We start from the raw sequence: 25,588 nt of genomic DNA, 5'->3' as shown, positions 1-25,588 counted from the left end.
GAAAAGCTGGACGTCGACAGACCTCGGAGCAAGGCGGCCTTCGCCGGATGCGCACCTTCGTTCAGGACCCGGGCATGCCTGAACCGGTCGCGCTATGGGCCAGCCATTACGCGCACGTCACGTGGCCCCATGCCTGGCACGGCGACCTTCACGTCTACGGGCATTCCCACGGCAGCATTCCGGCTACCCGGACAAGCCTCGACGTCGGGGTGGATTGCTGGGATTGGCGTCCGGTCACCTCAGGGGATATCAAGGCGAGGATGGAGGAAGCTCCTGCTTCCGACCTATCGAACTGAGGTCTTCGCGCCGTTCGCTAAACGCCGCAGGCAGAGATGATATTCAATTTATTACTTCTCGGTATATTAAGTTATTTCCATTTAATGACGCTTGGTAGTATTCCGCTGTGCATGTTTCACCGCCAAATTTTAGTATGGTGTGCCCATGATTATACACTCCACCCTGAGTTTTAAGTTCACAGCCTTCAATCATCTCTGGAGCATTATCTAAATCGGGAAAGACATCATAAATCTTGTCTACAACCGATACTGGAACTGCACCGTGTCCGATGCATCTACCGTATTTCAGGCCCACAAAATCTTTATAAATGCCGAGCGAATGCTCATGACCCCAAAACCAAGCCGATACCTTACCATCCGCATTCATGCTATTAAATGCTTTTAGCAGATTTGAATTAAATGGAGATCTTTTACCTTGAAGGGCTGGACCAATAGGCGAAAACGCTGAAAAAAGTTGGTGGTGTGACAGTAGTATAGTTCGACCACTGAATTCACGAATGCGTTCACAGTGCCACTCAATTTCATCTTCTTCCAAATAAGTAATAGCGGCACTGACACCAGCAGGATTGTAATCATGAAGTCCAGTATCGAGCCCTAAAATCTGCCATTTTTCATTAGCTGCTCTTAAACAGAAAAAACTTGCTGACTGCTGCAAAGGGGGCTTGTTTAGAGTTTTAATCAAGTCATAAAACCCGATGCCGCCACAGTACATATCATGGTTCCCAGATATCGTAAAAACTGGAATGTCTTTATCTGATCTAAGAATTTTGTTTATCGGCTCCAGAAAATTATTCTTACATTCCAAATGTGTGCCGGAATAATATATATCTCCTAAGTGGATGAATATATCAGGATCTGCAGCTTTAATGTTTCTCAAAACTTCCATTGCCGGAGATGCGCCGGTTCCCCAATCGCTGACAAGGGCGATACGAGCATCAGATTTGATTTCGATAACGCTCGGTCCGATGTCGGAAGCACGGATATACGGTATAGGCCTAAGATTTCCATCAGTGCCGAAATATTTGTAATACTCTGCGAGTGTGGTAGCCCACTCAAGATCGCATGTACTTGTTGTGTACTCTCCAACTAATCGAGCAACTTCGACTTTGTCCCCTTTGGCCATTGCTTTAAGATATCTAAATGCCATCTCGGCACAAACTTTAGTAATCCCAGATTTAGAAAGCTCTCGGGGAGTGAGCGTAGCGTTCGTGTTAATCGTCACCCTCTGAGTAGAATTGTACTCGGCTGACGCAATTTCTAATGCCAGTTCATTTAGTATGCTTGAAGCTGATCTTTGTGGGCGGCCTTGTTCAAATCCTCGTGCGTTTGTATTGGGCTTGGCGTCGATTTTGGCGGCTACTTCGGAAACAGCGGACTGAAAAATTGATAAGACTGGATCTCTAAAAGTTTCGAACTTATTGGACATCAGAATTCGCTTTCGATTTTTGAAATGAACTTATCAATCACAGGCAGGTACAAATTGACCTGTTCTCGATCGCTTTCCTTCTCGGAGGCAGATAAAAGATCATAAGGTGTGCCGATCTGCTTTTCCCATCGCTTTACAAGGTCTGCAGGCAAAACGAGAGATCCATCGGGCTGCTTGGTTGCCTTCTCATGCATATACTTTTGCCAGTGCGCCCATCTCTGGTGCTCTATCGATGCAAGTTCTTCAATGAGTTCAGCGTTAGTTGTTAATGAGGCAGCCATTATATCAGATTCCCAGATATGAGACGCCTATAGTGCTCGCCCAGAATGGTAAGCCTGCAAGATTTTGAATACATAGCTGCATGCCACATATGTGGTGCATCAACCGGACAAACGAGATTGACTGTCACATATTTTTGCAATGTTTTGAAAACCGCGTTCTTTGTAGGATCAGGCGCCGGAATAGTTGGGTCGTTTTTTTGCTCTTGCGATCTTTCAGGCTCATAGGAAGGATCTAGCTGAAGCAAGAAGCCTTCCTCTGGAAAGTATGTCGCGAGTTTTCGCAAGTCCTCAAAATCTATCGGTGGTTTCGCGCGCCGCAAAGAAACAAACTTCTGAACGTTCGTTTTAAAAACAGGGCGTTGTCCACCCCATGGGCCAAGCGATTGATCGATATGTGCGTAGACACTGCCCGGAGTGACGTCACCGATCAAATTTGCTGCCGCACCTTCAAGGGCATTCACCATGAGATTTGTAAATACGCCCGGGGCTCCATTTCCACCTTCAAAAGAATATTGTTTTTCGGTAGATGCGGTGAGAATGGTCATACCATGACTAAGATCCGCGCTATCTCCACCAGCACGATTGCCAGCAACGCCGGCGTGACAGCTATCAAGAATGATTATTTTGTTAGCTGCAGGAGAATTCCTCGCTAAGACCATTACATCATGTAACGATAGGCCATCATGTCCGTCTCTGCAGTCACTTGAGCAAAGAAAACCAGACGTCTCGTCTACGAAGCCATGTCCTGCAAAGTAGAAAAGGGAAATTTCAGTTTTATCAGCGAAGAGAGCTTCAATAGCATCGCGGAGATTTTTTCGACTTACAAGATTGTGTACCCCTTCCGCTACAAGAACCTTTGGGGCGGTAAAATTTGCTGACTCATCGTAGTGACGACCGAGTACGGTCGCCACGGCATTTGCGTCGCCTACGCAGCCATGAAGCTGGGTAAGGTCTGTATAATAGTCAATCCCAACTATCAGAGCTTTTCGCATTATGATTACAACGAGTCAATAAAAGTAGAAATAGCAACCCAGGTCCAATCTTTAACAGTTATACCAGCTATTGTAGCGTTATCATCTTTGTAGGCTCGTATTCCGAGTATTTTAACGCCTTCCTCTTTGGCGCACTGAATTTCCCATTTTTGACCAGTGGACGCAGCAGAGTTTTTAGAAACTAGAACGATCACACCATCGGACCGCTTTATTCGAGTCCTAACCTTGTCCTTCCAGCCCGTATCGTATGCCTCCTTCACAGACATATCGATGTATTCAAACGGAGACGAAGTATTTAACGACTGACCTTTCAAAAAGTCACGTTGCGTTACGTCTTCGATAGCAAATGCAACAAATATCACTTTTTTGTCGGCCATGTGACTCTCCCAATCAAATTATAGTCTCAGATGCTGCCTGTTAAAGTTCCATTTTATCCATTTTAACTTGAGCGGGCACAATGGCTTCCATAGCAAAGAGCTGACCCAAGCTATGGAATTAGCAAAATCGGATGTATATGCCGCGGCTGGCCTGCAGGCCAACGTAGGGTTGGCATTATACAACCACCATGATTCACTATTTGTTCCAGCCAAGGTTCGATGGTTTAAATTCCAACCTTCGTTGATGAACGTACCCGATGCGTATCGGTCCGTACTTGTTTTGTTCTCGTCCGCATCATGGGCGATGAGCACTGTTTGCTCATCTCCCACGATGCCTCTCATCGCTACCAGGCAATGACCACTCTTTGCCCGCCGACTTCACGGTTTCTGACTGTTGGGACCAAACTTGCCTGTAGCGAGTGCCCAAACTCCCCTATTTTTGGGCCCAAACTCGCCTCTTCGCTACATTAGCGTCGATCCTGAGCCGTTACGAGCAACCCGTCGTCGAGCCGCAGGTGTCGCACTTCAGGCAGGTCCCGTTCCGGACCATGGTGAAGTTCGCGCATTCCGGGCACGACTCGCCGACATAGCCTTTCAGCTTGGCTTCGGCCCGGCGCGTCGCCTTGGTATCCGCCGGCTGGGCAACGGGCTGTGCGAAGCCGAGGGTGACGGTCCGGTCCTCCTCCAACTCGGATTTCAGCGCCGTCGCGCCCCGCACCGCGTGGACCACGCCGCCGGCCGGGGTCGATTGCCCGGTGCTGGCGGCGCCGACACCCACGGTGCCGCCCGCCGGGCCGCCCTGGATCAGGGTGAGGCGGTCGGCGGAGCCGCGCAGGAGGCCGCGGGACACGACGCTGGCGGCGGTCTGCTCGGGCTTGCCCGGCTCGCGGGTGGTGTCGCTCTCGCCGCCGCCGATCACCGTGCCGCCGATCTCGGACGGATTGACGTGGGCGAGATCGGTGCGGCCGAGATACGACACGGCCAGCTCGCGGAACACGTAGTCGAGAAGCGAGGTCGCGTTCTTGATCGCATCGTTGCCCTGCACCAGACCGGCCGGCTCGAACCGGGTGAAGGTGAAGGCCTCGACATACTCCTCGAGCGGCACGCCGTACTGGAGGCCGAGCGAGATCGCGATGGCGAAGTTGTTCATCAGGCTCCGGAAGGTGGCGCCTTCCTTGTGCATGTCGATGAAGATCTCGCCGAGGCGGCCATCATCGTATTCGCCGGTGCGCAGGTAGACCTTGTGCCCGCCGACCACGGCCTTCTGGGTATAGCCCTTGCGACGGTGGGGCATCTTTTCGCGCGCACGGATGCGCTCGACCCGCTCGATCACCCGCTCGACGATCTTCTCGGCGAGCTGCGCCGCCTTGGCACTGGCCGGCTGAGCGACCAGGGCCTCGATCACGTCGTCGGCATCCTCCTCCTCATCGGCGATGAGAGCCGAGTTCAGCGGCTGCGACAGCTTGGAGCCGTCGCGGTAGAGGGCGTTGGCCTTCAGCGCCAGGGTCCAGGACAGCTTGTAGGCGTTCTTGCAATCCTCGACCGTGGCGTCGTTGGGCATGTTGATGGTCTTGGAGATCGCCCCCGAGATGAACGGCTGGGCTGCCGCCATCATGCGGATGTGGCTCTCCACCGAGAGGTAACGCTTGCCGATGCGGCCGCACGGGTTGGCGCAATCGAACACCGCGTAATCCGACACCTTGAGGTGCGGCGCGCCTTCCAGCGTCATCGCTCCGCAGATGTGGGTATTGGCGGCCTCGATGTCCTTCCGGGTGTAGCCGAGGAAGGGCAGGATCTCGAAGGTCGGGTCGCTGAGCTTCTCGGCCGGGACCTTGAGCACGGTGGTGAGGAAGTCGTCGCCCAGCGTCCAGCGGTTGAACACGAACTTGATGTCGAAGGCCGACTTCAATCCCGCCTCGATCGCCGCGATCTTGTCGTCTGTGAAGCCCTTCGACCGCAGGCTGCCGGGATTGACCGCCGGCGCCTGGCCCATCGAGCCGTGGCCCACCGCATAGGCCTCGATCTCGGCGATCTCGGATTCGCGGTAGCCGAGGGTGCGCAGGGCGTCCGGTACCGCGCGGTTGATGATCTTGAAGTAGCCGCCGCCGGCGAGCTTCTTGAACTTCACCAGGGCGAAGTCCGGCTCGATCCCAGTCGTATCGCAATCCATGACGAGGCCGATCGTCCCGGTGGGGGCGATGACGGTGGCCTGCGCGTTGCGGAACCCGTGCTCCTCACCAAGGGCGAGGGCGCGGTCCCAGGCGATCTTCGCGCGCTCCACGAGATCGGACTGGGGCACGTTGGCGAGGTCGAGGGGGACCGGTGCGATGCTCAGGAACTCGTAGCCGGCCGCCTCGCCATAGGCGGCGCGGCGATGGTTGCGGATCACCTTGAGCATGGCATCGGCGTTCTCCTCGTAGGCCGGGAAGGCCCCGAGTTCACCGGCCATCTCGGCCGACGTGGAATAGGCCACGCCGGTCATGATCGCGGTGAGCGCACCGGCCAAGGCCCGACCCTTCTCGGAATCGTAGGGCAGGCCCATGCTCATCAGCAGGCCGCCGATATTGGCGTAGCCGAGACCGAGGGTGCGGTAGCGGAACGAGAGCTCGGCGATCTCCTTCGACGGGAACTGCGCCATCAGCACCGAGATTTCGAGGACCACCGTCCAGAGCCGGTTGAGGTGCTCGAAGGCGGCGACGTCGAACTGGTTGGTGGCCTGGTCGTACATCGTCAGCAGGTTGGCGGAGGCCAGGTTGCAGGCGGTGTCGTCGAGGAACATGTATTCGGAGCAGGGGTTCGACGCCCGGATGCGCCCGCCCGACGGGCAGGTGTGCCAATCGTTCATGGTGGTGTTGAAGTGCAGGCCCGGATCGGCCGAGGCCCAGGCGGCCTCGCCGATCTTGTCCCACAGCTCGCGCGCCGGCAGCGTCTTGGTGGTCTTGCCGGTGGTGCGGGCCTTCAGGTCCCAGTCCGCATCGGCTTCCACCGCACGCAGGAAGTCGTCGGTCAGCGACACCGAGTTGTTGGAGTTCTGGCCGGCTACCGTCAGGTAGGCCTCGGAATCCCAGTCGGTGTCGTAGACGGGGAAGTCGATCTTGGTGAAGCCCTGGCGGGCGAACTGGATCACGCGCTTGGTGTAGGCGTCCGGCACCATTTCCTTGCGGGCGGCCTTCACGGCCTTCTTCAGGGCCGGATTGCGCTCGGGGTCGAAGCAGGCATCGCCCTCGGCCTCGCACTGGGTGCAGGCCTTCATCACCGCCTGAAGGTGCTTCGAGACGATCTTCGAGCCGGTGACGAGGGCGGCGACCTTCTGCTCCTCCTTCACCTTCCAATCGATGTAGGACTCGATGTCGGGGTGGTCGATATCGACGATGACCATCTTGGCGGCGCGGCGCGTGGTGCCGCCGGACTTGATGGCGCCGGCCGCCCGGTCGCCGATCTTGAGGAACGACATCAGCCCCGACGACTTGCCGCCGCCGCCGAGCTTCTCGTTCTCGCCGCGCAGCATCGAGAAGTTCGAGCCGGTGCCGGAGCCGTACTTGAACAGGCGCGCCTCGCGCACCCACAGGTCCATGATTCCGCCCTCGTTGACGAGGTCGTCCTGCACGCCCTGGATGAAGCAGGCGTGCGGCTGCGGATGCTCATAGGACGAGGCCGACTTCGTCAGTTCGCCGGTCCGATAGTCAACATAGTAGTGGCCCTGTGCCGGACCATCGATGCCGTAGGCCCAATGCAGGCCGGTGTTGAACCATTGCGGCGAGTTCGGCGCCACCATCTGGCGGGCGAGCATGAAGCGCAGCTCGTCGAGGAACGCGGAGGCATCCTCCTCGGAGGTGAAATAGCCGCCCTTCCAGCCCCAATAGGTCCAGCAGCCGGCGAGGCGATCGAACACCTGGGTCGAGGAAGTCTCCGAACCGGTGCGCTCGCCCTCGGGAAGCTCTGCCAAAGCGGCCTCGTCGGGGACGGAGCGCCACAGGAACGACGGAACGTCGTTCTCCTCGACCTTCCGCAGGCGGGCGGGGACGCCGGCCTTGCGAAAGTACTTTTGGGCCAGCACGTCGCTGGCGACCTGGCTCCAGCTCTCGGGAACCTCGATGCCCTCGAGGCGGAACACCACCGAGCCGTCCGGATTGCGGATCTCGCTCAGCACCTTGCGGAATTGAATGGTCGCGTAGGGGGATTGCCCGGCCGTGGTGAGGCGCCGTTCGAACCGCATGAAACCTGTCTCCCTCGTCGAATCGACGATTCGCCCCGGCGCACCGCACCAGCCGCGTTGTTCTCAAGAATGAAGATGGCAAGCGTCCGCGAACGCCCGCGATGCGCGTGTCAGTCGATCGAAAATCAGTGATCCGCCGCTCGGCGCAACCGCTTCGGCGATGTCGGTAAACTACCGCGTCGGCGGGGTTCGCGTCAACAACTTGTGTGTGCCGGCTACGTTCCGGACTAGATGTTGTGTCATCGCGCGGAAAGCTGTGGATAGCGGTGTCGGTCCGATAAGTGCTGTTTGGGCTTGCCGGATTCGGCCGCGGAAAATTTTCGTCGCACAGCTTGAGCCGGACCGCTGCTGCGTCGCGGTTTGGTTAATGGGCGCAAGTGGGGGCATCGGGACGCACCCGAGGGGCGGGCGGCGGATCACCTCGCGTCGGCGCCGCGGCTGGACTTCGCCGGACTGCCTCACCATAGTCCGGCGCGACGCACCGGCGGGGCGCAAAGCCTTCGTCCAAGTCGCTGACCTCTCTCTCCAAGACCCCTTTCAGGCGAACGCGATGGCTCTCAAGGACACGCTTCTGCGAATCTTCACGTGGTGGAACGGGCAGACCATGTCGCTCGCGCTCTACACAGCGCGGAAGGGTCAGCTCGTCGGTACCGACGAGGCCGGGAACACCTATTACCGGGCGCAGGGGCCGCTGATCGATCGCTCGGTGGGCACCGAGCGGCGCTGGGTTGTCTACAACGGCTATGCCGATGCGTCGAAGGTGCCGCCCGGCTGGCGTGGCTGGCTCTGCCACAACGGCGATGTGCCCCCGAGCGAGGAGACCTACGTCCCGCGCGAGTGGCAGAAGCCGCATGTGGAGAATCTGACCGGCACCAGCGGCGCCTACCGGCCGAAGGGGTCGCAGCTCAATATCGGAAAGCGTCCGGCGGCGACGGGGGATTATGCCCCGTGGAGCCCGGGTGACTGAGCCGCGAATTCGCGCGACCGGACCGGCACGGCCCTTTTTCCACCAATGTTGCGCGGTTAACCGCCCACTACGCCGTCGCTTACCGTGCGACGTGCACTCGAGAGGGGCGAGCCTTGAGCCGCAGCACCGCACGATTTCCGCGCCCGGCCCTGAAGCGTCTGGTGTTCTGCGCCGCCGCCGTCAGTCTGTGCGCCCTGCCGGCGGCGGCCGACAAGATCAAGAACCCCACCGCGGTGTTCTCCGGTCTCGATAAGATCACCGGCCGGATCGTCTCGTTCGAGGTCGCCGTCGACGAGACGGTCCAGTTCGGCGCCCTGCAGCTGACGCCGCGGGTCTGCTACAGCCGGCCGCCCACCGAGAGCCCGAAGACCACCGGCTTCCTCGAAGTCGACGAGGTCACCCTCGACAACAAATATCGTCGCATCTTCACCGGGTGGATGTTCGCGGCGAGCCCCGGCCTGCACGCCATCGAGCATCCGATCTACGATGTCTGGCTGGTGGATTGTAAGGGCGGCAGCGACGTCATCGCCGAGGCCAAGGAGCAGGAGGACGTGCCGGTCATGGCCTCCAAGCCGGAGAAGACCCGGCGGACCCGCGCCGGCCAGGACGCGACGCGCACCGCCCAGCAGGTCAACCCGAACGGTCAGGTCGACGTGGAGGCGCCGCGCGGGGTTCCGGTGCAGCCCCGGCAGAAGCCATCGCGAAAGTTCTTCCCGTCGAACGAAGGCCCGGCCCCGGCTCCGCCGCAGCCGCGCGAGCCGCAATCGATCTTCGACGCGATCTTCCGGTAGCGCCCGGCGAACCAGGAGCCCCGATGCCCGAGATCGCGACGATCCTCGCCTTTGCCGCCGTGTCGCTCGGGATGGTCCTCACGCCGGGACCGAACATGGTCTATCTCGTCTCCCGCTCGATCTGCCAGGGACGGACAGCCGGTCTGATCTCGCTGGGCGGCGTCGCGCTGGGATTCCTCGTCTACATGCTGTGCGCCGCCTTTGGCATTACCGCCCTGGTGCTGGCTGTGCCCTATGCCTATGACGGGCTGCGTCTGGCCGGCGCGTTCTACCTCGCCTACCTCGCCTGGCAGGCCCTGCGGCCGGGCGGTCGCTCCCCCTTCGCGGTGCGTGATCTGCCGGCCGACAGCCCGACGCGACTGTTCGTCATGGGGCTCGTGACCAATCTGCTGAACCCGAAGATCGCGATGCTCTATCTCGCGCTGCTACCGCAATTCGTTGCCCCCGAGCGCGGCGACGTGCTCGGTCAGACGCTCGTTCTCGGGAGCACGCAGATCGCCGTCAGCCTCGTGGTCAATGCCGGTATCGCCATCGCGGCGGGCTCGATCGCCGGATTTCTCGCCAAGCGCCCGACCTGGCTGACGCTCCAGCGCTGGCTGATGGGAGGCGTCCTCGGTGGCCTCGCCGTCCGCATGGCCCTCGACACGCGGCGCTGAGCACCGCTCAGGCTTCGGGACCAGGGCTGAGTGCGGCCAGGACATCGGCCCCGCGCATCGGCGTATCGCGCGGCCACACATCCCACGTCGCTCGCCAGGCGACCGCGTCGGCCAGCCGTCGCTTGTAGACGTGCCGCGGAACCTCCTCGGCGCCGAACTGCGTCAGGTGCTCCGTGACGAACTGGGTGTCGGCCAAGCGGTAGCCACCGGCACGCAGGCGGGCGACGAGATGGACGAGTGCCACCTTCGAGGCGTCCCGGACCGTGTGGAACATGCTTTCACCGAAGAAAGCCGCGCCGAGGGAGACCCCGTAGAGACCGCCGACGAGGCGACCCTCGGCATAGACCTCGACCGTATGGGCATGCCCCCGATCGTAGAGGGCGCCGTAGAGCTCGCGGATACGGGAATTGATCCAGGTGCGCTCGGCATCGCGGCGCGGGGCGGCGCAGCCCGAGATCACGGCGTCGAAATCCTGATCGGTGCGCACCTCGAACGCGTCCGACCGGACCGTCCGCGCGAGCCGCTTCGCGACATGGAACCCGTCCAGCGGCAGCACGCCGCGTGCGCGCGGCTCGACCCAATAGATCGCCGGATCGTCGGCATCCTCCGCCATGGGGAAGATGCCCGCCGCGTAGGCCTTGAGCAGGATTTCGGGCGTGATGTCTACGCGGTCGCCGTCGAGCATAGGCCGGACTGTGGCGCCGCCGGAGCAGGAAGGCCAGGGGATCGCGCGTGGGAACGCGGCCTTCGAACGAAAATCGGCGAGGCTCGATGCCTCGCCGCGATCACACCCGATTATCGGTGGTCTTCAGTAGTTCGGGCCACCCGCCGTGGTGCCGAGATTCGGAACGGTCCGGTTGGGCTGCTCGGCGTTGCCGCCCTTGGCCGAATCCTCGAAGATCGCCTCGCGGTTGGAGGTGAAGGGCACATCCTTCACGCTGCCGGTGACGTCCATGTCGGTCCGGCCGTCGGCGTTGCGATAGGCGCCATAGACGGAGGGGTTGTCGATCGGGCCACGGGTGGTGTTGCCGCCCTGCGGAAAGGCGCGCTCGGGCTGCCCGACATTGCCGGATGGCGACTGCGCGAAGGCGGTCGTGGCGGTCAGGGTGGCAACGACGAGGGCGAAGGAAAGGGTACGCATCGGTTTCTTTCGGAAAAAGTTGGGGTCGCTCAGAGTCCGGTCTCTCGGACGCGCACCCTGCAGAGGGCGCGCTGTTCCAGCCGGCGTGGAGTGAGAAGTCCTATTTGCCGGCTCGGTTCCGGCCATCGCTGAGCCGGCGATCTGTCGCAGGATGGCAGGGCTGACATTCGAGGATCCAGTCCCGACCCAATGCGAAGCATCTGTAGACGCTGGCGAATTTGTCGAAACTGTCGACGAGGGACGTCGCGGCGGCCCGATTTCGACACGTCACGGGCGGCCTGGCCCCGTCGAATCGTCCGGACCCTCGGTGCGGTCGCACACCTCGCCGACCGAACCGCCTTCGCCCAAAGGCGGACCGAGCCCAAGAAAAAAGGCCGGCCCCACGCGGGACCGGCCTCGATGTCGTTCCGGATTGGCCGTCGCTTTAGCGCGCCGGGCCGCCCGAGGTGCTGCCAGTGTTCGACACCGGCTTGTTCGTCTGGTCGGCATTGCCGGACTTAGCCGAATCCACCGCACCGGCCACGGGCGCCATGCCGGCTTCACCGGCCGGGCGCATCGCGTCTCCGGAGGCCGGCGCCATATCGCGGCTGGACGGATTGTCGAGCGGGCCGCCGGTGGTGCTTCCCGCCTGGGGAACGGCGCGCGACGGCTGGCCGACATCGCCGTTGGGCGCCTGCGCGAGGGCGGGAGTCGCAAACATCACGGCGCCGACGAAGATGAGTTTGGTGAAACGCATAAGACAGTGAGTCCTCGTGATCAGGTGAGGGCCTGATCGGTGAGAGCCGTCGCGGCCCGACCGATCGGTCCAGTCATGGTCTGAAAACGGTGCCCACCCTTGGGCCGTTCCGATCGCCTCTACAAAAAACGATCAGGAACAACGCCCAGTCCGGATGTCTTCAAGCGAGCAAGGCCCGCGCAGGCCGGCCGAGACACGTCGCGTCTCAGCCGCTTTCCTTCTCGTCCAGACCACCCTCGGCCAGGAAGTGTTCGAGCCAATGGATATCGTAGTCGCCGTTCAGGACATCGGCATTCCGGACCAGCGTTCGGAACAACGGCAGGGTGGTATCGACGCCGTCGACCACGAACTCGTCGAGCGCCCGGCGCAGACGCATCAAACACTCGTTTCGGGTCCGCCCATGGACGATGAGCTTGCCGATCAGCGAGTCGTAATGCGGTGGAATGCGATAGCCCTGGAACACCGCGGAATCGACCCGCACACCGAGGCCGCCGGGCGGGTGGAAATAGGTGATCAGGCCCGGTGACGGCCGGAAGGTCGCCGGGTGCTCGGCATTGATCCGGCACTCGATGGCGTGGCCCTCGACCTTGATGTCGGATTGGGTCACCGACAGCGGCAGGCCCGACGCGACGCGGATCTGTTCGTTGACGAGGTCGATCCCGGTGATCATCTCGGTGACCGGATGCTCGACCTGAATCCGGGTGTTCATCTCGATGAAGTAGAACTTGCCGTCCTCGTAGAGGAACTCCACCGTCCCGGCGCCGAGGTACTTCAGTTCCTGCATCGCGCGGGCGCAGATGCCGCCGATCTCGGCACGGGTCGCCGTGTCGATGATCGGCGAGCCGCCTTCCTCCCAGACCTTCTGGTGCCGGCGCTGGAGCGAGCAATCGCGTTCGGCCAGATGCACGGCATTGCCCTGGCCGTCACCGAGCACCTGCACCTCGATGTGGCGCGGCTTCTCCAGGTACTTTTCGAGGTAGACCGCATCGTCGCCGAAGGCCGCCTTCGCCTCCGTGCGGGCCATGCCGATCGCCTGTTCGAGTTCGGATTCCGAGCGGGCGACCTTCATGCCGCGGCCGCCGCCACCCGAAGCCGCCTTCACGAGCACCGGATAGCCGATTCCGGCCGCGATGCGCTTGGCCTCCTCCGGCTCCTCGACCGCGCCTTCCGACCCCGGTACGCACGGAATGCCGAGTCGCTTGGCGGTGCGCTTGGCCTCGATCTTGTCGCCCATGATGCGGATATGCTCCGCCTTGGGACCGATGAACCCGATATTGTGGTGCGCGAGCACCTCGGCGAATCCGGCATTCTCCGAGAGGAAGCCGTAGCCGGGATGGACCGCATCCGCCCCGGTGATCTCGCAGGCGGCGATGATCGAGGGAATGTTGAGGTAGCTGTCGCGCGCGGCCGGCGGGCCGATGCAGACGCTCTCATCGGCGAGGCGCACATGCATCGCATCGGCATCGGCGGTGGAGTGGACGGCGACGGTCGCGATCCCGAGTTCCTTCGCCGCACGCAGGATGCGCAGGGCGATCTCACCCCGATTGGCGATCAGGATCTTGTCGAACATGGGACGCTCTCCGCTCACTCGATGACGAGGAGGGGTTCGCCGAACTCGACCGGCTGGCCGTCCTCGACGAAGATCGCGGTGACGGTACCGGCGCGCGGAGCAACGATCTCGTTGAAGGTCTTCATCGCCTCGATCAGGATCAGCTTTTCGCCGGCCTCGACCTTGGAGCCGACATCGACGAACGCCTTCGCCTCGGGCGAGGGTCGCCGATAGGCGGTGCCGACCATGGGCGAGGGTACCGCGCCCGGATGACCGGCTCCGGCCTTTGCCCGCTCGACCGCCCCACCGGGGCCAGCCACCGGGGCGGGGACCAGGGCAGGCGCGACCATCACCGCCGGCATCGGCGCCGGAGCGGCGATCTGCATCTGCACCGGTTCGATCCGGCGAACGACGCGAATGCGCAGGTCGCCCTTCTCGACCTCGATCTCGGTGAGATCCGTCTCGGTGATGAGCTTGGCGAGTTCACGCACGAGCTCGGGATCGAAAGGGTCGTTCTTGGACATCGGCTCCTTGGGCATCGGCTCGTCTTGACGATCAGTTCTGGGAAGCGGCGGCGTTTCGGCTGTCGATCAGCCCGGCGAGGGCATCGAGACCGAGACGATAGCTGGTGGGTCCGAACCCGCAGATCACCCCCGCACAGACCGGGGCGATGAGCGAGACGTGCCGAAAGGTCTCACGGGCATGGACATTGGAGAGGTGCACCTCGACCGCAAGAGCCGCGCTGCCGCTGATCGCATCGCGCAGGGCAATGGAGGTGTGGGTGTAGGCCGCCGCATTGATGAGGATGCCCGCACCGGCCGCACCGGCTTCCTGCACGAATCCGACGAGCTCGCCCTCGTGATTGGTCTGGCGGAACGTCAGGGCGACCCCCAAACCTTCGGCCTGCGCCCGCAGAGCGTGCTCGATGTCGTCGAGGGTGGCCGAACCATAGATGCCGGGCTCACGCCGCCCGAGCAGATTGAGGTTCGGTCCATTGAGGACATGGATCGCGATCATCGGAGGCGCGCCTGATCCGTCAGCAGCTCGCGTGGCCGCACTGGCGCACGTCGGCGATGGTCTTGCGGATCGGATCGATCCCGACGGCGCCGGGAATGACCTCTTCGCCGATGATGAAGGCGGGCGTACCGGACAGACCAAGTTTGTCGCCGAGGCCGACATTCTCAGAGAGCGCGGCCTTCACCTCGGGACCCTGGGCGTCCTTGATGAGCTTGGCGACGTCGAGGCCCATCTCCTTGCCGACGGCGAGGGCGCGCTCGCCGTTCACCCGGCCCTTGGTCTCCAGCAGCTTGGTGTGGAATTCGAACAGCTTGTCGCCCTTGAGCTGCTGCTTGGCGGCGAGGGCCACCTTGCTCGCCTCGAGGGATTCGGCGCCGAGCACCGGGAAGTCCTTGAGGACCACGCGCAGCTTCGGATCGGCCTTGATCAGCGCCTGGATGTCGGTGAGCGCCTTGCGGCAATAGCCGCAATTGTAGTCGAAGAACTCGACCATGGTGACGTCGCCGGTGGGGTTGCCGACCACCACGCCGTGGGGAGAATTGACGAGGGCGTCGCGCGAATCCTTGAGGGCCGCCGATTGTGCGAGGCGCTGCGTCTCCTGCTGGCGACGCTCGCCCTCGGCGATGGCTTCCTGCAGCACGTCCGGATTCTTGACGAGATAATCCTTGATGATCGCCTCGATGCCCTGGCGCTGCGCGTCGGTGAACGGGGCAGCGGGCGCGGTCGGCGGCGTCTGGGCGAAGGCCGCAGGCATCGCCAGGCCGAGGGTTCCGGCGACGACGAAGGGGGTGAGAAGCGAACGGAGCAGGGGCATACGTCCTCGCGGGGCGCGACCGGCCGTACGGGGCCGACCATGAGAGATCGTGGATCGTGATCGAGCGGTTAGCCGCCGGGTTAGGCGTTTTCGCGGCGGCCGGTCAATCTCGGATACGCGATCGCGTGGTTTGGCGAAGACAGGTCGCGCCGCTTATGGAGGGGGGATGACCCGCCCCATCCCCTTCCGCACCGCCGGCCCCTCGCACCGGGCCGCCCGCGTCGCGCCGTTCCTCGCCATGGACGTGATGTCGGCGGCCGCCGCGCGCGAGCAACGCGGGGAGGGCGTGGTCCATATGGAGGTGGGCCAGCCGTCGGGTCCGGCACCGCGGGCGGTGATCGCCGCGGCCCAGGCCGCCCTCGCCGATGGCCGGTTGCCCTACACGCAAGCGCTCGGGCTTCCGGCCCTGCGCGAGCGGATCGCGCAGCATTATGCAGAGACCTATGGCGTTCGCGTGCCGGCGAGCCGGATCGTGGTGACGACGGGCTCCTCGGCCGGCTTCATCCTGGCCTTCCTGAGCCAGTTCGATGCGGGCGCGCACGTGGCGGTGCCCCAGCCGGGCTATCCGGCCTATCGCAGCATCCTCAACGCCCTCGATCTGGTGCCGGCGCCCCTGACCCTCCGGGCGGAGGATCGCTTCGCCCCCACCGGCGAGGGCCTGCGGGCGCTACACGCCCGCAACCCCCTGTCCGGCATCCTGGTGATGAGCCCCGCCAACCCGTCGGGAACGGTGATCGAGCCGGAGCGTCTCGGCGACCTGTGCGCGACGGCGCGCGACCTCAACATCCGCTTCATCTCGGACGAGATCTATCACGGCCTCAGCTACGGCGTGCCCACCGAGACCGCCCTGCGCTACGACGACGAGGCCGTAATCATCAACTCGTTCTCCAAGACCTGGAGCATGACCGGCTGGCGCATCGGCTGGATGGTGGTGCCGGAATGGCTGGTGCGCCCGATCGAGCGGCTGGCCCAGAACCTCTACATCTCGGCGCCCTACCTCTCGCAGGTCGCCGCCTTGGCCGCCTTCGACGCGGTGGAGGAGATCGCCGAGACGCGGGCCGGCTACGCTGCGAACCGCGCCCTGCTGCTCGATGCCTTTCCGGGTCTCGGCCTGGGGCGGACGCACCCGGCGGATGGCGCATTCTATCTCTATGCCGACGTGTCGGGCCTGACCAACGACGCCTCCGCCTTCTGCCGGCGGATGCTCGACGAGGCCGGTGTGGCGGCAACTCCGGGGCTCGATTTTGACCCGGTGGATGGCGGCCACCATGTCCGCTTCTCGTTCGCGGGCTCGCACGGCGATTGTCGCGAGGCCGTCGAGCGCCTCCAGACCTGGCTGCGCTGACGCATCGAGTAGCGGTATCGGCAACGCAAAAGGGGACGGGCGCCGACGCCCGTCCCCTCCCGAGACCTTTCAGATCATGCCGCGGCGATCACTCGCCGGTCAGCGCGGCCTTGGTGCGCGACCACCAGCCGGCCCGCTTGGGGCGATCCGGGTCGGCCGGGGTGAGGATCACCGCCACCGGCTCCGGTGTCGGCTCCGGAGCACGGACGGGCCGATCCTCCGGCACCGGCGTGGGGGCCACAGGCTCGGCAGCCTGCGAGACCTCGACCGAGGTCTCCGACTCGGAGACCGGGGCCTCGCGATCGGCGTGCGGCGCATCGGCGGCCTCAGGGGTCTGCGCGACCGGAAGCTCGACGGAGACCGGCTCGGGCGCCGAGGTGGCTTCGATGACCGCATCGGCGCTCACCGGCTCTTCGGCGTTCAGGAACGCGGTCGGTGCGTCGGCGTGCTGATCGTCGTCGGACGCCGAGACGTCCGACTCGCTATCGCGGGAGCGACCATCGCGGTCGCGTCCACGACCGCCGCGGCGGCCACGACGACGACGACGGCCGTTGCCATCCTCGTCGGTGGCTTGCGTACCCTCGGGCGCGGCCTCCGGTGCCGTCACGGTCTCGTCGCCTTCGGCCTGAGCCGCGACCTCGTCGGAGCCCTCGGCCTCGCCGTCCTCGTCCGATTCGTTCTGGTTGTCGTCAGTGCCAGACTGTTCGCCGGTCTCGTGGCGTCCACCCCGACGCCGACGACGACGGCGACGGCCGCGGCCCTCACCGCCTTCGGCGGATTTTTCGCGGGTCTCGTCGCGGGTCGCCTCGGTCTCGGGCTCACCGGCCTCAGACTCCACCTCGGCTTCAACCTCGCCTTCGACGATGTCGTCCTCGAACGCTTCGTCGTCGGCTTCCATCATGGAGGTGATTGCAACGGCGCGAATGCCGGTGACCGGCCCCTCGGCCCGCATGGCGGGCTCGCCGCGATCGAGCTGGAACGCGGCGGTGGAGGCAAGCCGCTCATCGGCCGCGATGGTCACGGTCACCGAGAAGCGCACTTCCAGTTCGCGCAGGTGGGCGCGTTTCTGGTTGAGGATGTAGAGCGCCGCCTCGGTCCGGGTGCGCAGCACGAGGTTGTGCGTCGCGCTCTTGAGGAGCGATTCCTCGATGGCGCGCAGGATCTGCAGAGCCACCGACGACGTGGCCCGCACGAAGCCCGATCCACCGCAATGCACGCACGGCAGGGACGAGCTCTCGAGCATGCCGGTGCGGATGCGCTGGCGGCTCATCTCGAGCAGACCGAACGGCGAGATCCGGCCGACCTGGATCCGGGCGCGGTCGTTCTTCAGGCACTCGTTGAGCTTCTTCTCGACAGCGCGGTTGTTGCGCTTCTCCTCCATGTCGATGAAGTCGATCACCACGAGGCCGGCGAGGTCGCGCAGGCGCAGCTGGCGGGCGACCTCCTCGGCCGCCTCCATGTTGGTGCGGAGCGCCGTATCCTCGATGTCGTGCTCGCGGGTGGACCGGCCGGAGTTCACGTCGATGGAGACGAGCGCCTCCGTCGGGTTGATCACCAGATAGCCGCCGGACTTGAGCGTCACGTGCGTCGAGAACATCGCGTCGAGCTGCTGCTCGACCCCGTGGCGCGCGAAGATCGGCGTCGGGTCGCGATAGGGCTGAACCACCTTGGACTGGCCCGGCATCAGCATGCGCATGAAGTCGCGCGCCTCGCGGTAGGCCTCGTCACCCGCCACCAGGATGTCGTCGATGTCCTTGTTGTAGAGGTCGCGGATGGCGCGCTTGATCAGCGACCCTTCCTCGTAGACCAGAGCCGGAGCGGAGGAGGACAGCGTCAGCTCGCGCACGCTCTCCCACAGCCGCATCAGGTATTCGAAGTCGCGCTTGATCTCCGGCTTGGTGCGCGAGGCGCCGGCCGTGCGCAGGATCACGCCCATGCCTTCGGGCACCTCGAGATCCTGGGCGACTTCCTTGAGGCGCTTGCGATCGGCGGCCGACGTGATCTTGCGCGAGATGCCACCGCCCCGGCCGGTATTGGGCATCAGCACCGAGTAGCGGCCGGCGAGCGACAGGTAGGTGGTGAGCGCCGCGCCCTTGGTGCCGCGCTCTTCCTTGACGACCTGGACCAGGATGATCTGGCGGCGCTTGATCACCTCCTGGATCTTGTAGTGGCGACGGTAGGTGCGCGGACGCTCGGGAATTTCGGCCAGCACATCGCCGTTGCCGCCGACCTGCGCGATCTTCTGCTCGTGCTCGCCGTCCTCGCCTTCGTGATCCTCGTCGTCGGAATCGTCGTCCTCGTCGGACTCCTCATCCTCGTCCTCGTCGTCCTCTTCATCCTCGTCGGATTCGTCCTCGGACTCATCGTCGGATTCGTCGGCCGCAGCCTCCGGATGACCTTCGGCCACAGGCTCGGCCTGCCCATCGTGCTCCGAGGCGGGCTCGCCCATCGGATCGGCCTCGCGCGCAAGCTCAGCAGCGGGCTCCACCGACGCGTCGGACGGCGCCGCGGAGTCGAGGGCGTCCTGCGGCAGGTCCGCGGAGGCGTCGCTTCCCGGCGCGAGCGCATCCGCTCCGGCGGAGTCGCCGGCATCGGTCAGGTGGGTTTCGGCATCGTGGTGCTCATGGGCGGGGGCGACATCGGCGGACGCGGCGTCGTGGCCTTCTCCGCCATCATGACCTTCGCCGGTCTGCCCGTCGGTGGCGGTCAGCTCCGAGCTATCCTCGGCGCTCACCGTCTCGCCGGTCTTGGCGGAGGCGGCCTCGGCGCGGCGGCCACGCGAACGCCGGCGCGGCTTGCGCTCCTCGCGCTCGCGATGCTCCTCGGCGTCGCGCGCCTCGTCTTCCAGCAGCGCCTGCCGGTCGGCCAGGGGGATCTGGTAATAGTCCGGGTGGATCTCGCTGAAGGCGAGGAAGCCGTGGCGGTTGCCGCCATACTCGATGAAGGCGGCCTGGAGCGACGGCTCCACCCGCGTCACCTTGGCGAGATAGATGTTTCCGCGAAGCTGCCGCCGGTTGGCGGCCTCGAAATCAAATTCCTCGACGCGGGATCCGTGAACCGTGACGACCCGGGTCTCTTCCGGATGCATCGCGTCGATGAGCATCTTGTTGTTGTTGGCCATGACGAACTTTCGACATGGCGGCCGACGTCGTTCTCCTCGAACCGAGCGGCCCCGAAAGCGCGCCGCCCCGTCCCGGCCCATCGGCACGGACGGTCAACGCGCGCGACGACCCGAAAAGCGGAGTCGCGGGGGCTGTGGGGAAGGGATTGCCGTCAACCGCCGTTGGGCGCCGGAGATCGGCGCGCGTGGGGTTGATCCTGGCCAGGGGTGACGGGTAGGCGGCGCCACGCGAATCGCGCAAGCGTTGAACACGAGCAACGGCAACCGATGCTGTGCGTCCGACCATCCCTTCCCTGACCTCGCGAAGACTTGTGGACCGGTCCTCGGACCAGCCGCAGATTTTTCAAGAACGGCGCGGCGACGAAAAACGCCGCCGTATGAACCGACACCCGCCCGGACTTGAGAGAAGCCGACGTTTCTGACGCGGTGAACCGACTGCGAAGGTACCGGGGCGGATGCCTCAATACGCCCGCGGGCCGCGGATGAAACCGCCCGGCACCGGGAAGGGGACTCTACCATTACAGATCGTCGCGGGCTCTTGGCAAGGCGTTAAAGTCTCTTCCGGTGGCATTCGCGTCACGACGCTGTCGCCCCCGAGCAACAAGCACCGTCCAACCGAACCGGCCGGCTTGAGGAACGGTTAACCATCCGGCCCGTATCGCATAGGTCCAAAGCGACAGGGTCACGTTCTCACGGAAACGGTTGCCGGATCGATGCCGACACATGCCCGCCTGATCCGCACCTGCGCCGTGGCCCTCGCCCTCATGGCCGGCCTGCCCGCCGACGCCCAGGACGGCGATCGGGCCAAGACGAACACCTCCACCGTGGCGACCGCCGCCGTCGCCATCGCGGCCGATCTCTCGGTGGGTGCCAACGGCGCGACCAAGCTCACCCTCACCCTGTCGAAGCCGATCGAGGCGCGCGCCTTCGTGATGGAGCGGCCCGACCGGGCCGTGATCGATCTGGCGGAGGTCAACTTCCAACTCGGGGCCGAGACCGGGCGCAAGCGCGAGGGCCTGGTGTCGTCGTTCCGCTACGGCCTGTTCGCACCGGGTCGGTCCCGGATCGTCGTGGATCTCGCCCAGGCCGCCACCGTGGGCCGGATCGAGACCGTCACCCGGCCCCGCGACGGCGCGGTGCTGCTCAGCGTCGAATTCCAGCGCGCGGACCGCGATGCCTTCCGCCGCGCCGCGGTATCGAGCGATCCGTCGCCGGCGCTTCGCAAGATCGTGGCGCCATCGGAACCGACCGATGCACGGCCGGTGATCATGGTCGATGCCGGCCATGGCGGAACCGATCCGGGCGCCATCGCGGCCACCGGTGTGTTCGAGAAGGACATCGTGTTCGGGTTCGCCCAGGCGCTGGTGAGCCGCCTCGAAGCCTCCGGACGCTACCGGGTGCGGATGACCCGCGACCGCGATGTCTTCGTGCCGCTTTCCGAGCGCGTGCGAATCGCCCGCGAAGCCAAGGCCGACCTGTTCGTCTCGATCCACGCCGATTCGATCTCGGCCGCCCCGCAGGTGCGCGGTGCCACGATCTATACCGGCTCGGAAAAGGCGACGGACGCCGAATCAGCCAAGCTCGCCGAACGCGAGAACAAGGCCGATGCTGCCGCCGGCACCGAATCGAACGAAGGACCCGGCCACGTCGCCGACATCCTCCAAGAGCTGACCCTGCGCGAGACCCGCACCTTTTCGTCGGGCTTTGCCAAGGGCCTGATGTCGCAGCTCGGCCCGGTGATGGCGATGAGCCCGAAGCCCCACCGCGAGGCCGGCTTCATGGTCCTGCGCTCCCCCGACGTGCCCTCGGTGCTCGTGGAACTCGGCTATCTGTCGAGCCAGCACGACCTCGATCTGCTGCAATCGGACAGCTGGCGCGCCGACGTGACCGGCGGCATGGCCAAGGCCATCGACGCCTTCTTCGGCAACCGGACCTCGCTCACCCGGCCGCAGCCGGCACGACGCTCGGCGGCAATCGCCCCAGTTTCACCATAGATAGGTAGTGAAACCGGGGCTCACGGCGCCCCGGTCAGCCCGACGTCGAGATTTCGGCGGGAACGGCCGCGCGGGGAACCACGCGATCGCCGCCATTGCTCATGACCGTCGCCCTCGATGCGTGGCGAGTTTCTTGCGCGCGAGCTTGCTTGCGTGTGGACTCCGATTGCGCGAGTGACCGGCGGACGATCCATCGACGGACGGGACCCGGATGCGCTTCATCCTTCGTTTCTTTGGCTTCCTGTTCAGCATCGGTGCGATGCTGTTCGTCGTTTTGGCCGCTGCCGGTGCGTTCTTCTACTGGAAGTACAGCCAGGACCTGCCGGACCACGCCGCGCTCGCGAATTACGAGCCGCCGGTGATGAGCCGCGTCCATGCCGCCGACGGCAGCCTGCTCGCCGAATACGCCACCGAGCGTCGGCTCTACCTGCCGATCCAGGCGATGCCCAAGATCGTCGTCGCGGCCTTCCTATCGGCCGAGGACAAGAACTTCTACAAGCACGGCGGCATCGATCCCGAGGGGATCGTCCGCGCAGCGCTGACCAACGCCAAGAGCGGCAAGCGGCAGGGCGCCTCGACGATCACCCAGCAGGTCGCCAAGAACTTTCTCCTGTCGAACGAGCAGACCTTCGACCGTAAGATCAAGGAAGCGCTGATCGCGCTGCGGATCGAAGCGACCTACTCGAAGGACAAGATCCTCGAACTCTATCTCAACGAGATCTTCCTTGGCACCATCGTGCCGGGCCGCAACCTGCATGGCGTCGCGGCCGCCGCGCTCGATTATTTCGGCAAGTCGGTCCACGAGTTGACGATCAACGAAGCGGCCTATCTCGCCGCTCTCCCGAAGGGGCCCAACAACTACCACCCCTACCGGCAGACCCAGAAGGCCCTCGACCGGCGCAACGAGATCATCGGCCTGATGGCCGCCAACGGCTACATCACCAAGGAAGAGGGCGAGGCCGCCCGCAAGATGCCGCTCGGCGTCAACCCGCGCGTCGCCTTCGCCAACGCCGCCAACGCCAACTACTTCACCGAAGAGGTCCGGCGCGAGATCGCCGAGCGCTACGGCGAGAAGAAGCTCTACGAGGGCGGTCTTTCGGTGCGGGCGACCCTCGACCCGAAGATGCAGGCCTGGGCGCGCAAGGCGCTGGTGGACGGCCTCATCCGCTACGACCAGTCGCATGGCTGGCGCGGGGCCCAGGCCAAGGTCGACCTCGTCGGACGCGACTGGGGCTTGGCCGTCGCCGAGGTTCCGGCTTTGGGCGACGTCGCCCCGTGGCGCCTCGCCGTGGTGCTGAGCACCAGCGGCGGCACCGCCCAGATCGGGTTGCAGCCGCGCCGCGAATCGTCGGGTCAGATCTCAAAGGATCGCGAGACCGGCACCATCGCCGCCGACGGCACCCGCTGGACCGGCCGCTCGCCATCCGCCGCGCTCAATGCCGGCGACGTGGTCTATGTCGAGGCGATGGATGGCGGACGCGGACAGTACCGCCTGCGCCAGCGGCCCGAGGTCTCCGGCGCCATCGTGGCGATGGACCCCTATACCGGCCGCGTCCACGCCATGGTGGGTGGGTTCTCCTATGACGAGAGTCAGTTCAACCGGGCGACGCAGGCGCAGCGCCAGCCGGGCTCGTCGTTCAAGCCGATCGTCTACTCGGCCGCCCTCGACAACGGCTACACCCCGTCCTCCATCGTGCAGGATTCGCCGATCACCATCGAGGCCGGCCCCGGCCAGGAGGCCTGGAGCCCGTCGAACTACGACGGCAAGTCGGGCGGCCCGCATACCCTGCGCTATGGCATCGAGCACTCGAAGAACCTGATGACGGTGCGGCTCGCCAAGGATGTCGGCATGCCGCTCATCGCCGAATATGCCCGGCGCTTCGGTGTCTACGACGACATGCTCCCCGTGCTGCCGATGTCGCTCGGTGCCGGCGAGACCACGGTCATGCGCATGGTCACCGCCTATTCGATGCTCGCCAATGGCGGCCGGCGAATCCGTCCGACGCTGATCGACCGCATCCAGGATCGGGTCGGCGAGACGATCTACAAGCACGACGCCCGCAAGTGCATCGGCTGCGATGCGGAGAAGTGGTCGGGCCAGGACGAGCCCAAGCTCGTGGACGATTCCGAGCAGGTGCTCGATCCGCTCACCGCCTACCAGATGGTCTCGATCATGGAAGGCGTGGTCCAGCGCGGCACCGCGACCCTGCTCAAGCAGATCGGCAAGCCGCTGGCCGGCAAGACCGGGACGACCAACGACGCCAAAGACGCGTGGTTCGTCGGCTTCTCCCCGGACCTCGCGGTGGGCGTCTATCTCGGCTTCGACAAGCCGCGCTCGCTCGGCGACCGTGCCACCGGTGGTGGCCTCTCGGCGCCCATCGCCCTCGACTTCCTCAAGCAGGCGCTCAAGGACAAGCCGCCCACGCCGTTCCGCGTCCCGCCCGGCATCAAGCTGATCCGCGTCAACGTGGCGTCGGGCATGCGCGCCGGCTCCGGCGAGGGCGCCGGCACCATCCTCGAGGCGTTCAAGCCGGGCACCGCCCCGCCGGACAGCTATGTCGCCTCACCGTCCGCGGGCGGCGCGCCCGCCGCTCCCGCGTCCGTACCGCCGGATGCCGACCGCGCAGCGCAGGCCGGCGGCCTCTACTGACCGCTAGGCGACGACACGGCTTCCGGTCGATCACCGCGGTCGGAACGGCCTGAACAGACTCCCTCTCCCTTTTGGGAGAGGGTTGGGGTGAGGGGCGCGAACTCTCCGAAACCCGCGCTTGCAAGAGACCGACGCGATCAAGCGGCGTCCATTCGCTCAGCCTGCATCGGCCCAGCCGCATTGAATCGGGCGGTCTTGCCTAAGCGGCTCTTGCCTCAAGCAGTCTTGCGCGCGAGGGCCAGGGCCGAGAGCTTCTCGATAGTGAAGCCCGTCTGCGGCACGTCGACCAGGAAGCGCTCGGCGATCTCCGACACCACGAAATGCGGCCGCACCCGTGCGACATAGCCCCAGTCGACGCTGGTGGACCACAACAGGTGGACCTCGCGAAACGTGTCGGCGAGCATCGGCGTGAGGGTGCCGGTGCACGGATTCGGGGTGTGGTGCGCGTACGAATCCCCGAACAGCACGAGCGTCCGTGGGTCGGCTTGCGGCGACGGATTTCGGAAGACCACATGGGCGCCGATATGCGCGTCCCGCCCGCGCCCCATCGCCTCGAAGGTGGTGACGAGGTCGTTGGCGTAGATGCGCCGCGCTTCGCTTTCGAACAGGCAGGGCTCGGCGCGCTCGGTGAGCGGCGGGGTGAACTTCAGGCCGAGATCGCCGCTGAAGGTCGTCTCGACGCCGGTCCGGCGTGACGCGATGTCATCGCGCGGTGCCACGCCGAGGCGGCGGCAGATTTCCCGGTAGGCGAGATAACAGCCGTCGAAGGTCCAGTGGGTGTCGGTGCGGCGGTAGAGGGCAGCTCCCTCGGAGCCGGCGCGGAACGGACGCACGAGGTCGATCCAGGCCCGTCTGGCGATGGACGCGGTGAGCCAACGCTCCAGCCGGAGCGCCGGGGCCCGCCCGGCATCGAGGGCGAGGTCGCCCAGGGCGTGATCGTAGATCGCGAGCTTTTCGGGCGCGACCACATGGACATACCGGGCCCCGAGCCGGGCGCAGCGGAACGTCCGCGCCTCCAGGATACGGCGCCAGCGCCAGAGATCGGCCCGCGCGACGCCGGGTTCGCGGTACTGCGTCAGGACGGCGTTGCTGCCGCCGACGAGGAACAGCCATCCGTCCGTGCCGATATGGACGTCGGGATGGGACAGGGCGGCGTCATCGGAGGACAGCGTCGGGGCAGGGGAACTCATCCCGCGTATCTAGACGGGCTCCCTCTCCG

At 64.4% G+C, this 25,588-nt stretch carries 20 protein-coding genes and 1 pseudogene; 7 read left to right on the top strand and 14 right to left on the bottom strand.

Translation table 11 applies throughout. The annotated features are described in order from the left end of the window. Window positions 1-296 (top strand): annotated as a pseudogene (locus G3T14_RS24680) (hypothetical protein); the annotation flags it as partial. Between the two features lie 43 nt (window positions 297-339). Here G3T14_RS24680 and G3T14_RS08140 read toward each other — a convergent pair. The 5 genes from G3T14_RS08140 to G3T14_RS08120 form a co-directional block, all read right to left on the bottom strand. Continuing rightward, the gene (locus tag G3T14_RS08140) at window positions 340-1,722 is read right to left on the bottom strand and encodes a metallophosphoesterase (protein ID WP_163641775.1); all 1,383 of its coding nucleotides are present in this window, start codon (window positions 1,720-1,722) and stop codon (window positions 340-342) included. After that, complete coding sequence (locus tag G3T14_RS08135) at window positions 1,722-2,003, bottom strand: hypothetical protein (protein WP_163641774.1); 282 nt, start codon at window positions 2,001-2,003, stop codon at window positions 1,722-1,724. Before G3T14_RS08135 ends, G3T14_RS08140 begins: the two co-directional genes overlap by 1 nt. Beyond that, window positions 2,003-2,995, bottom strand: coding sequence for a caspase family protein (locus G3T14_RS08130; RefSeq protein WP_163641773.1), 993 nt, complete (start codon window positions 2,993-2,995; stop codon window positions 2,003-2,005). The genes G3T14_RS08135 and G3T14_RS08130 overlap by 1 nt, the downstream gene beginning before the upstream one ends. A 5-nt stretch (window positions 2,996-3,000) precedes the next feature. Beyond that, on the bottom strand, window positions 3,001-3,372 hold the full coding sequence (locus tag G3T14_RS08125) for a TIR domain-containing protein (protein ID WP_163641772.1): 372 nt from the start codon (window positions 3,370-3,372) through the stop codon (window positions 3,001-3,003). 487 nt (window positions 3,373-3,859) lie between these two features. Next, window positions 3,860-7,588, bottom strand: coding sequence for a vitamin B12-dependent ribonucleotide reductase (locus G3T14_RS08120; RefSeq protein WP_163641771.1), 3,729 nt, complete (start codon window positions 7,586-7,588; stop codon window positions 3,860-3,862). A 550-nt stretch (window positions 7,589-8,138) separates the two neighbouring features. Between G3T14_RS08120 and G3T14_RS08115 the strand changes: the two genes are divergently transcribed. The 3 genes from G3T14_RS08115 (at window position 8,139) to G3T14_RS08105 (ending at window position 10,002) form a co-directional block, all read left to right on the top strand. Then, window positions 8,139-8,555, top strand: a complete 417-nt coding sequence (locus tag G3T14_RS08115; RefSeq protein ID WP_163641770.1) for an NADH:ubiquinone oxidoreductase subunit NDUFA12 — start codon at window positions 8,139-8,141, stop codon at window positions 8,553-8,555. 149 nt (window positions 8,556-8,704) lie between these two features. Next, complete coding sequence (locus G3T14_RS08110; protein WP_163641788.1) at window positions 8,705-9,346, top strand: DUF2155 domain-containing protein; 642 nt, start codon at window positions 8,705-8,707, stop codon at window positions 9,344-9,346. A gap of 23 nt (window positions 9,347-9,369) precedes the next feature. Next, complete coding sequence (locus G3T14_RS08105; protein ID WP_163641769.1) at window positions 9,370-10,002, top strand: LysE family translocator; 633 nt, start codon at window positions 9,370-9,372, stop codon at window positions 10,000-10,002. A 7-nt stretch (window positions 10,003-10,009) separates the two neighbouring features. On the opposite strand, the gene aat is transcribed toward G3T14_RS08105, so the two are convergent. The 7 genes from aat to G3T14_RS08070 all read right to left on the bottom strand — a co-directional run bounded on the left by aat (window position 10,010) and on the right by G3T14_RS08070 (window position 15,259). Continuing rightward, entirely contained in the window at window positions 10,010-10,687 is a 678-nt protein-coding gene (gene aat, locus G3T14_RS08100; RefSeq protein WP_163641768.1) for a leucyl/phenylalanyl-tRNA--protein transferase, read from the bottom strand. Between the two features lie 123 nt (window positions 10,688-10,810). Then, window positions 10,811-11,143: a hypothetical protein gene (locus G3T14_RS08095; RefSeq protein WP_163641767.1), complete on the bottom strand. Its 333-nt coding sequence runs from the start codon at window positions 11,141-11,143 to the stop codon at window positions 10,811-10,813. Window positions 11,144-11,567: 424 nt separating this feature from the next. Continuing rightward, a complete protein-coding gene (locus G3T14_RS08090; RefSeq protein ID WP_163641766.1) occupies window positions 11,568-11,879 on the bottom strand; it encodes a hypothetical protein in 312 nt (103 codons plus the stop codon). Window positions 11,880-12,084: 205 nt separating this feature from the next. Then, window positions 12,085-13,449, bottom strand: coding sequence for an acetyl-CoA carboxylase biotin carboxylase subunit (accC, locus tag G3T14_RS08085; RefSeq protein WP_163641765.1), 1,365 nt, complete (start codon window positions 13,447-13,449; stop codon window positions 12,085-12,087). A gap of 14 nt (window positions 13,450-13,463) precedes the next feature. Then, window positions 13,464-13,952: an acetyl-CoA carboxylase biotin carboxyl carrier protein gene (gene accB, locus G3T14_RS08080; protein WP_163641764.1), complete on the bottom strand. Its 489-nt coding sequence runs from the start codon at window positions 13,950-13,952 to the stop codon at window positions 13,464-13,466. Between the two features lie 31 nt (window positions 13,953-13,983). Further along, complete coding sequence (gene aroQ / locus G3T14_RS08075; RefSeq protein ID WP_163641763.1) at window positions 13,984-14,445, bottom strand: type II 3-dehydroquinate dehydratase; 462 nt, start codon at window positions 14,443-14,445, stop codon at window positions 13,984-13,986. A 19-nt stretch (window positions 14,446-14,464) separates the two neighbouring features. After that, window positions 14,465-15,259 carry a DsbA family protein gene (locus tag G3T14_RS08070; protein WP_163641762.1) on the bottom strand — a complete coding sequence of 265 codons (795 nt, stop codon included), beginning with the start codon at window positions 15,257-15,259 and terminating at the stop codon, window positions 14,465-14,467. Between the two features lie 166 nt (window positions 15,260-15,425). Between G3T14_RS08070 and G3T14_RS08065 the strand changes: the two genes are divergently transcribed. After that, window positions 15,426-16,604: an aminotransferase class I/II-fold pyridoxal phosphate-dependent enzyme gene (locus G3T14_RS08065; protein WP_163641761.1), complete on the top strand. Its 1,179-nt coding sequence runs from the start codon at window positions 15,426-15,428 to the stop codon at window positions 16,602-16,604. A gap of 88 nt (window positions 16,605-16,692) precedes the next feature. Here the strand turns inward: G3T14_RS08065 and G3T14_RS08060 are convergent, their stop codons facing one another. Continuing rightward, window positions 16,693-19,725, bottom strand: coding sequence for a ribonuclease E/G (locus G3T14_RS08060; protein WP_163641760.1), 3,033 nt, complete (start codon window positions 19,723-19,725; stop codon window positions 16,693-16,695). Between the two features lie 713 nt (window positions 19,726-20,438). Between G3T14_RS08060 and G3T14_RS08055 the strand changes: the two genes are divergently transcribed. Together G3T14_RS08055 and G3T14_RS08050 are read left to right on the top strand one after the other, a co-directional pair. Next, a complete protein-coding gene (locus G3T14_RS08055) occupies window positions 20,439-21,719 on the top strand; it encodes an N-acetylmuramoyl-L-alanine amidase (protein ID WP_163641759.1) in 1,281 nt (426 codons plus the stop codon). Window positions 21,720-21,930: 211 nt separating this feature from the next. Beyond that, window positions 21,931-24,369: a penicillin-binding protein 1A gene (locus tag G3T14_RS08050; protein WP_163641758.1), complete on the top strand. Its 2,439-nt coding sequence runs from the start codon at window positions 21,931-21,933 to the stop codon at window positions 24,367-24,369. 215 nt (window positions 24,370-24,584) lie between these two features. Here the strand turns inward: G3T14_RS08050 and G3T14_RS08045 are convergent, their stop codons facing one another. Continuing rightward, window positions 24,585-25,559, bottom strand: a complete 975-nt coding sequence (locus G3T14_RS08045) for a hypothetical protein (protein ID WP_163641757.1) — start codon at window positions 25,557-25,559, stop codon at window positions 24,585-24,587. Between the last annotated feature and the right edge of the window lie 29 nt (window positions 25,560-25,588).

Origin of the sequence: Methylobacterium sp. BTF04 (assembly GCF_010692745.1) — a bacterium.
Lineage (GTDB): Bacteria > Pseudomonadota > Alphaproteobacteria > Rhizobiales > Beijerinckiaceae > Methylobacterium.
The sequence above is the reverse complement of the archived record's forward strand: the minus strand, read 5'-3'. Positions and strand labels throughout refer to the sequence as shown.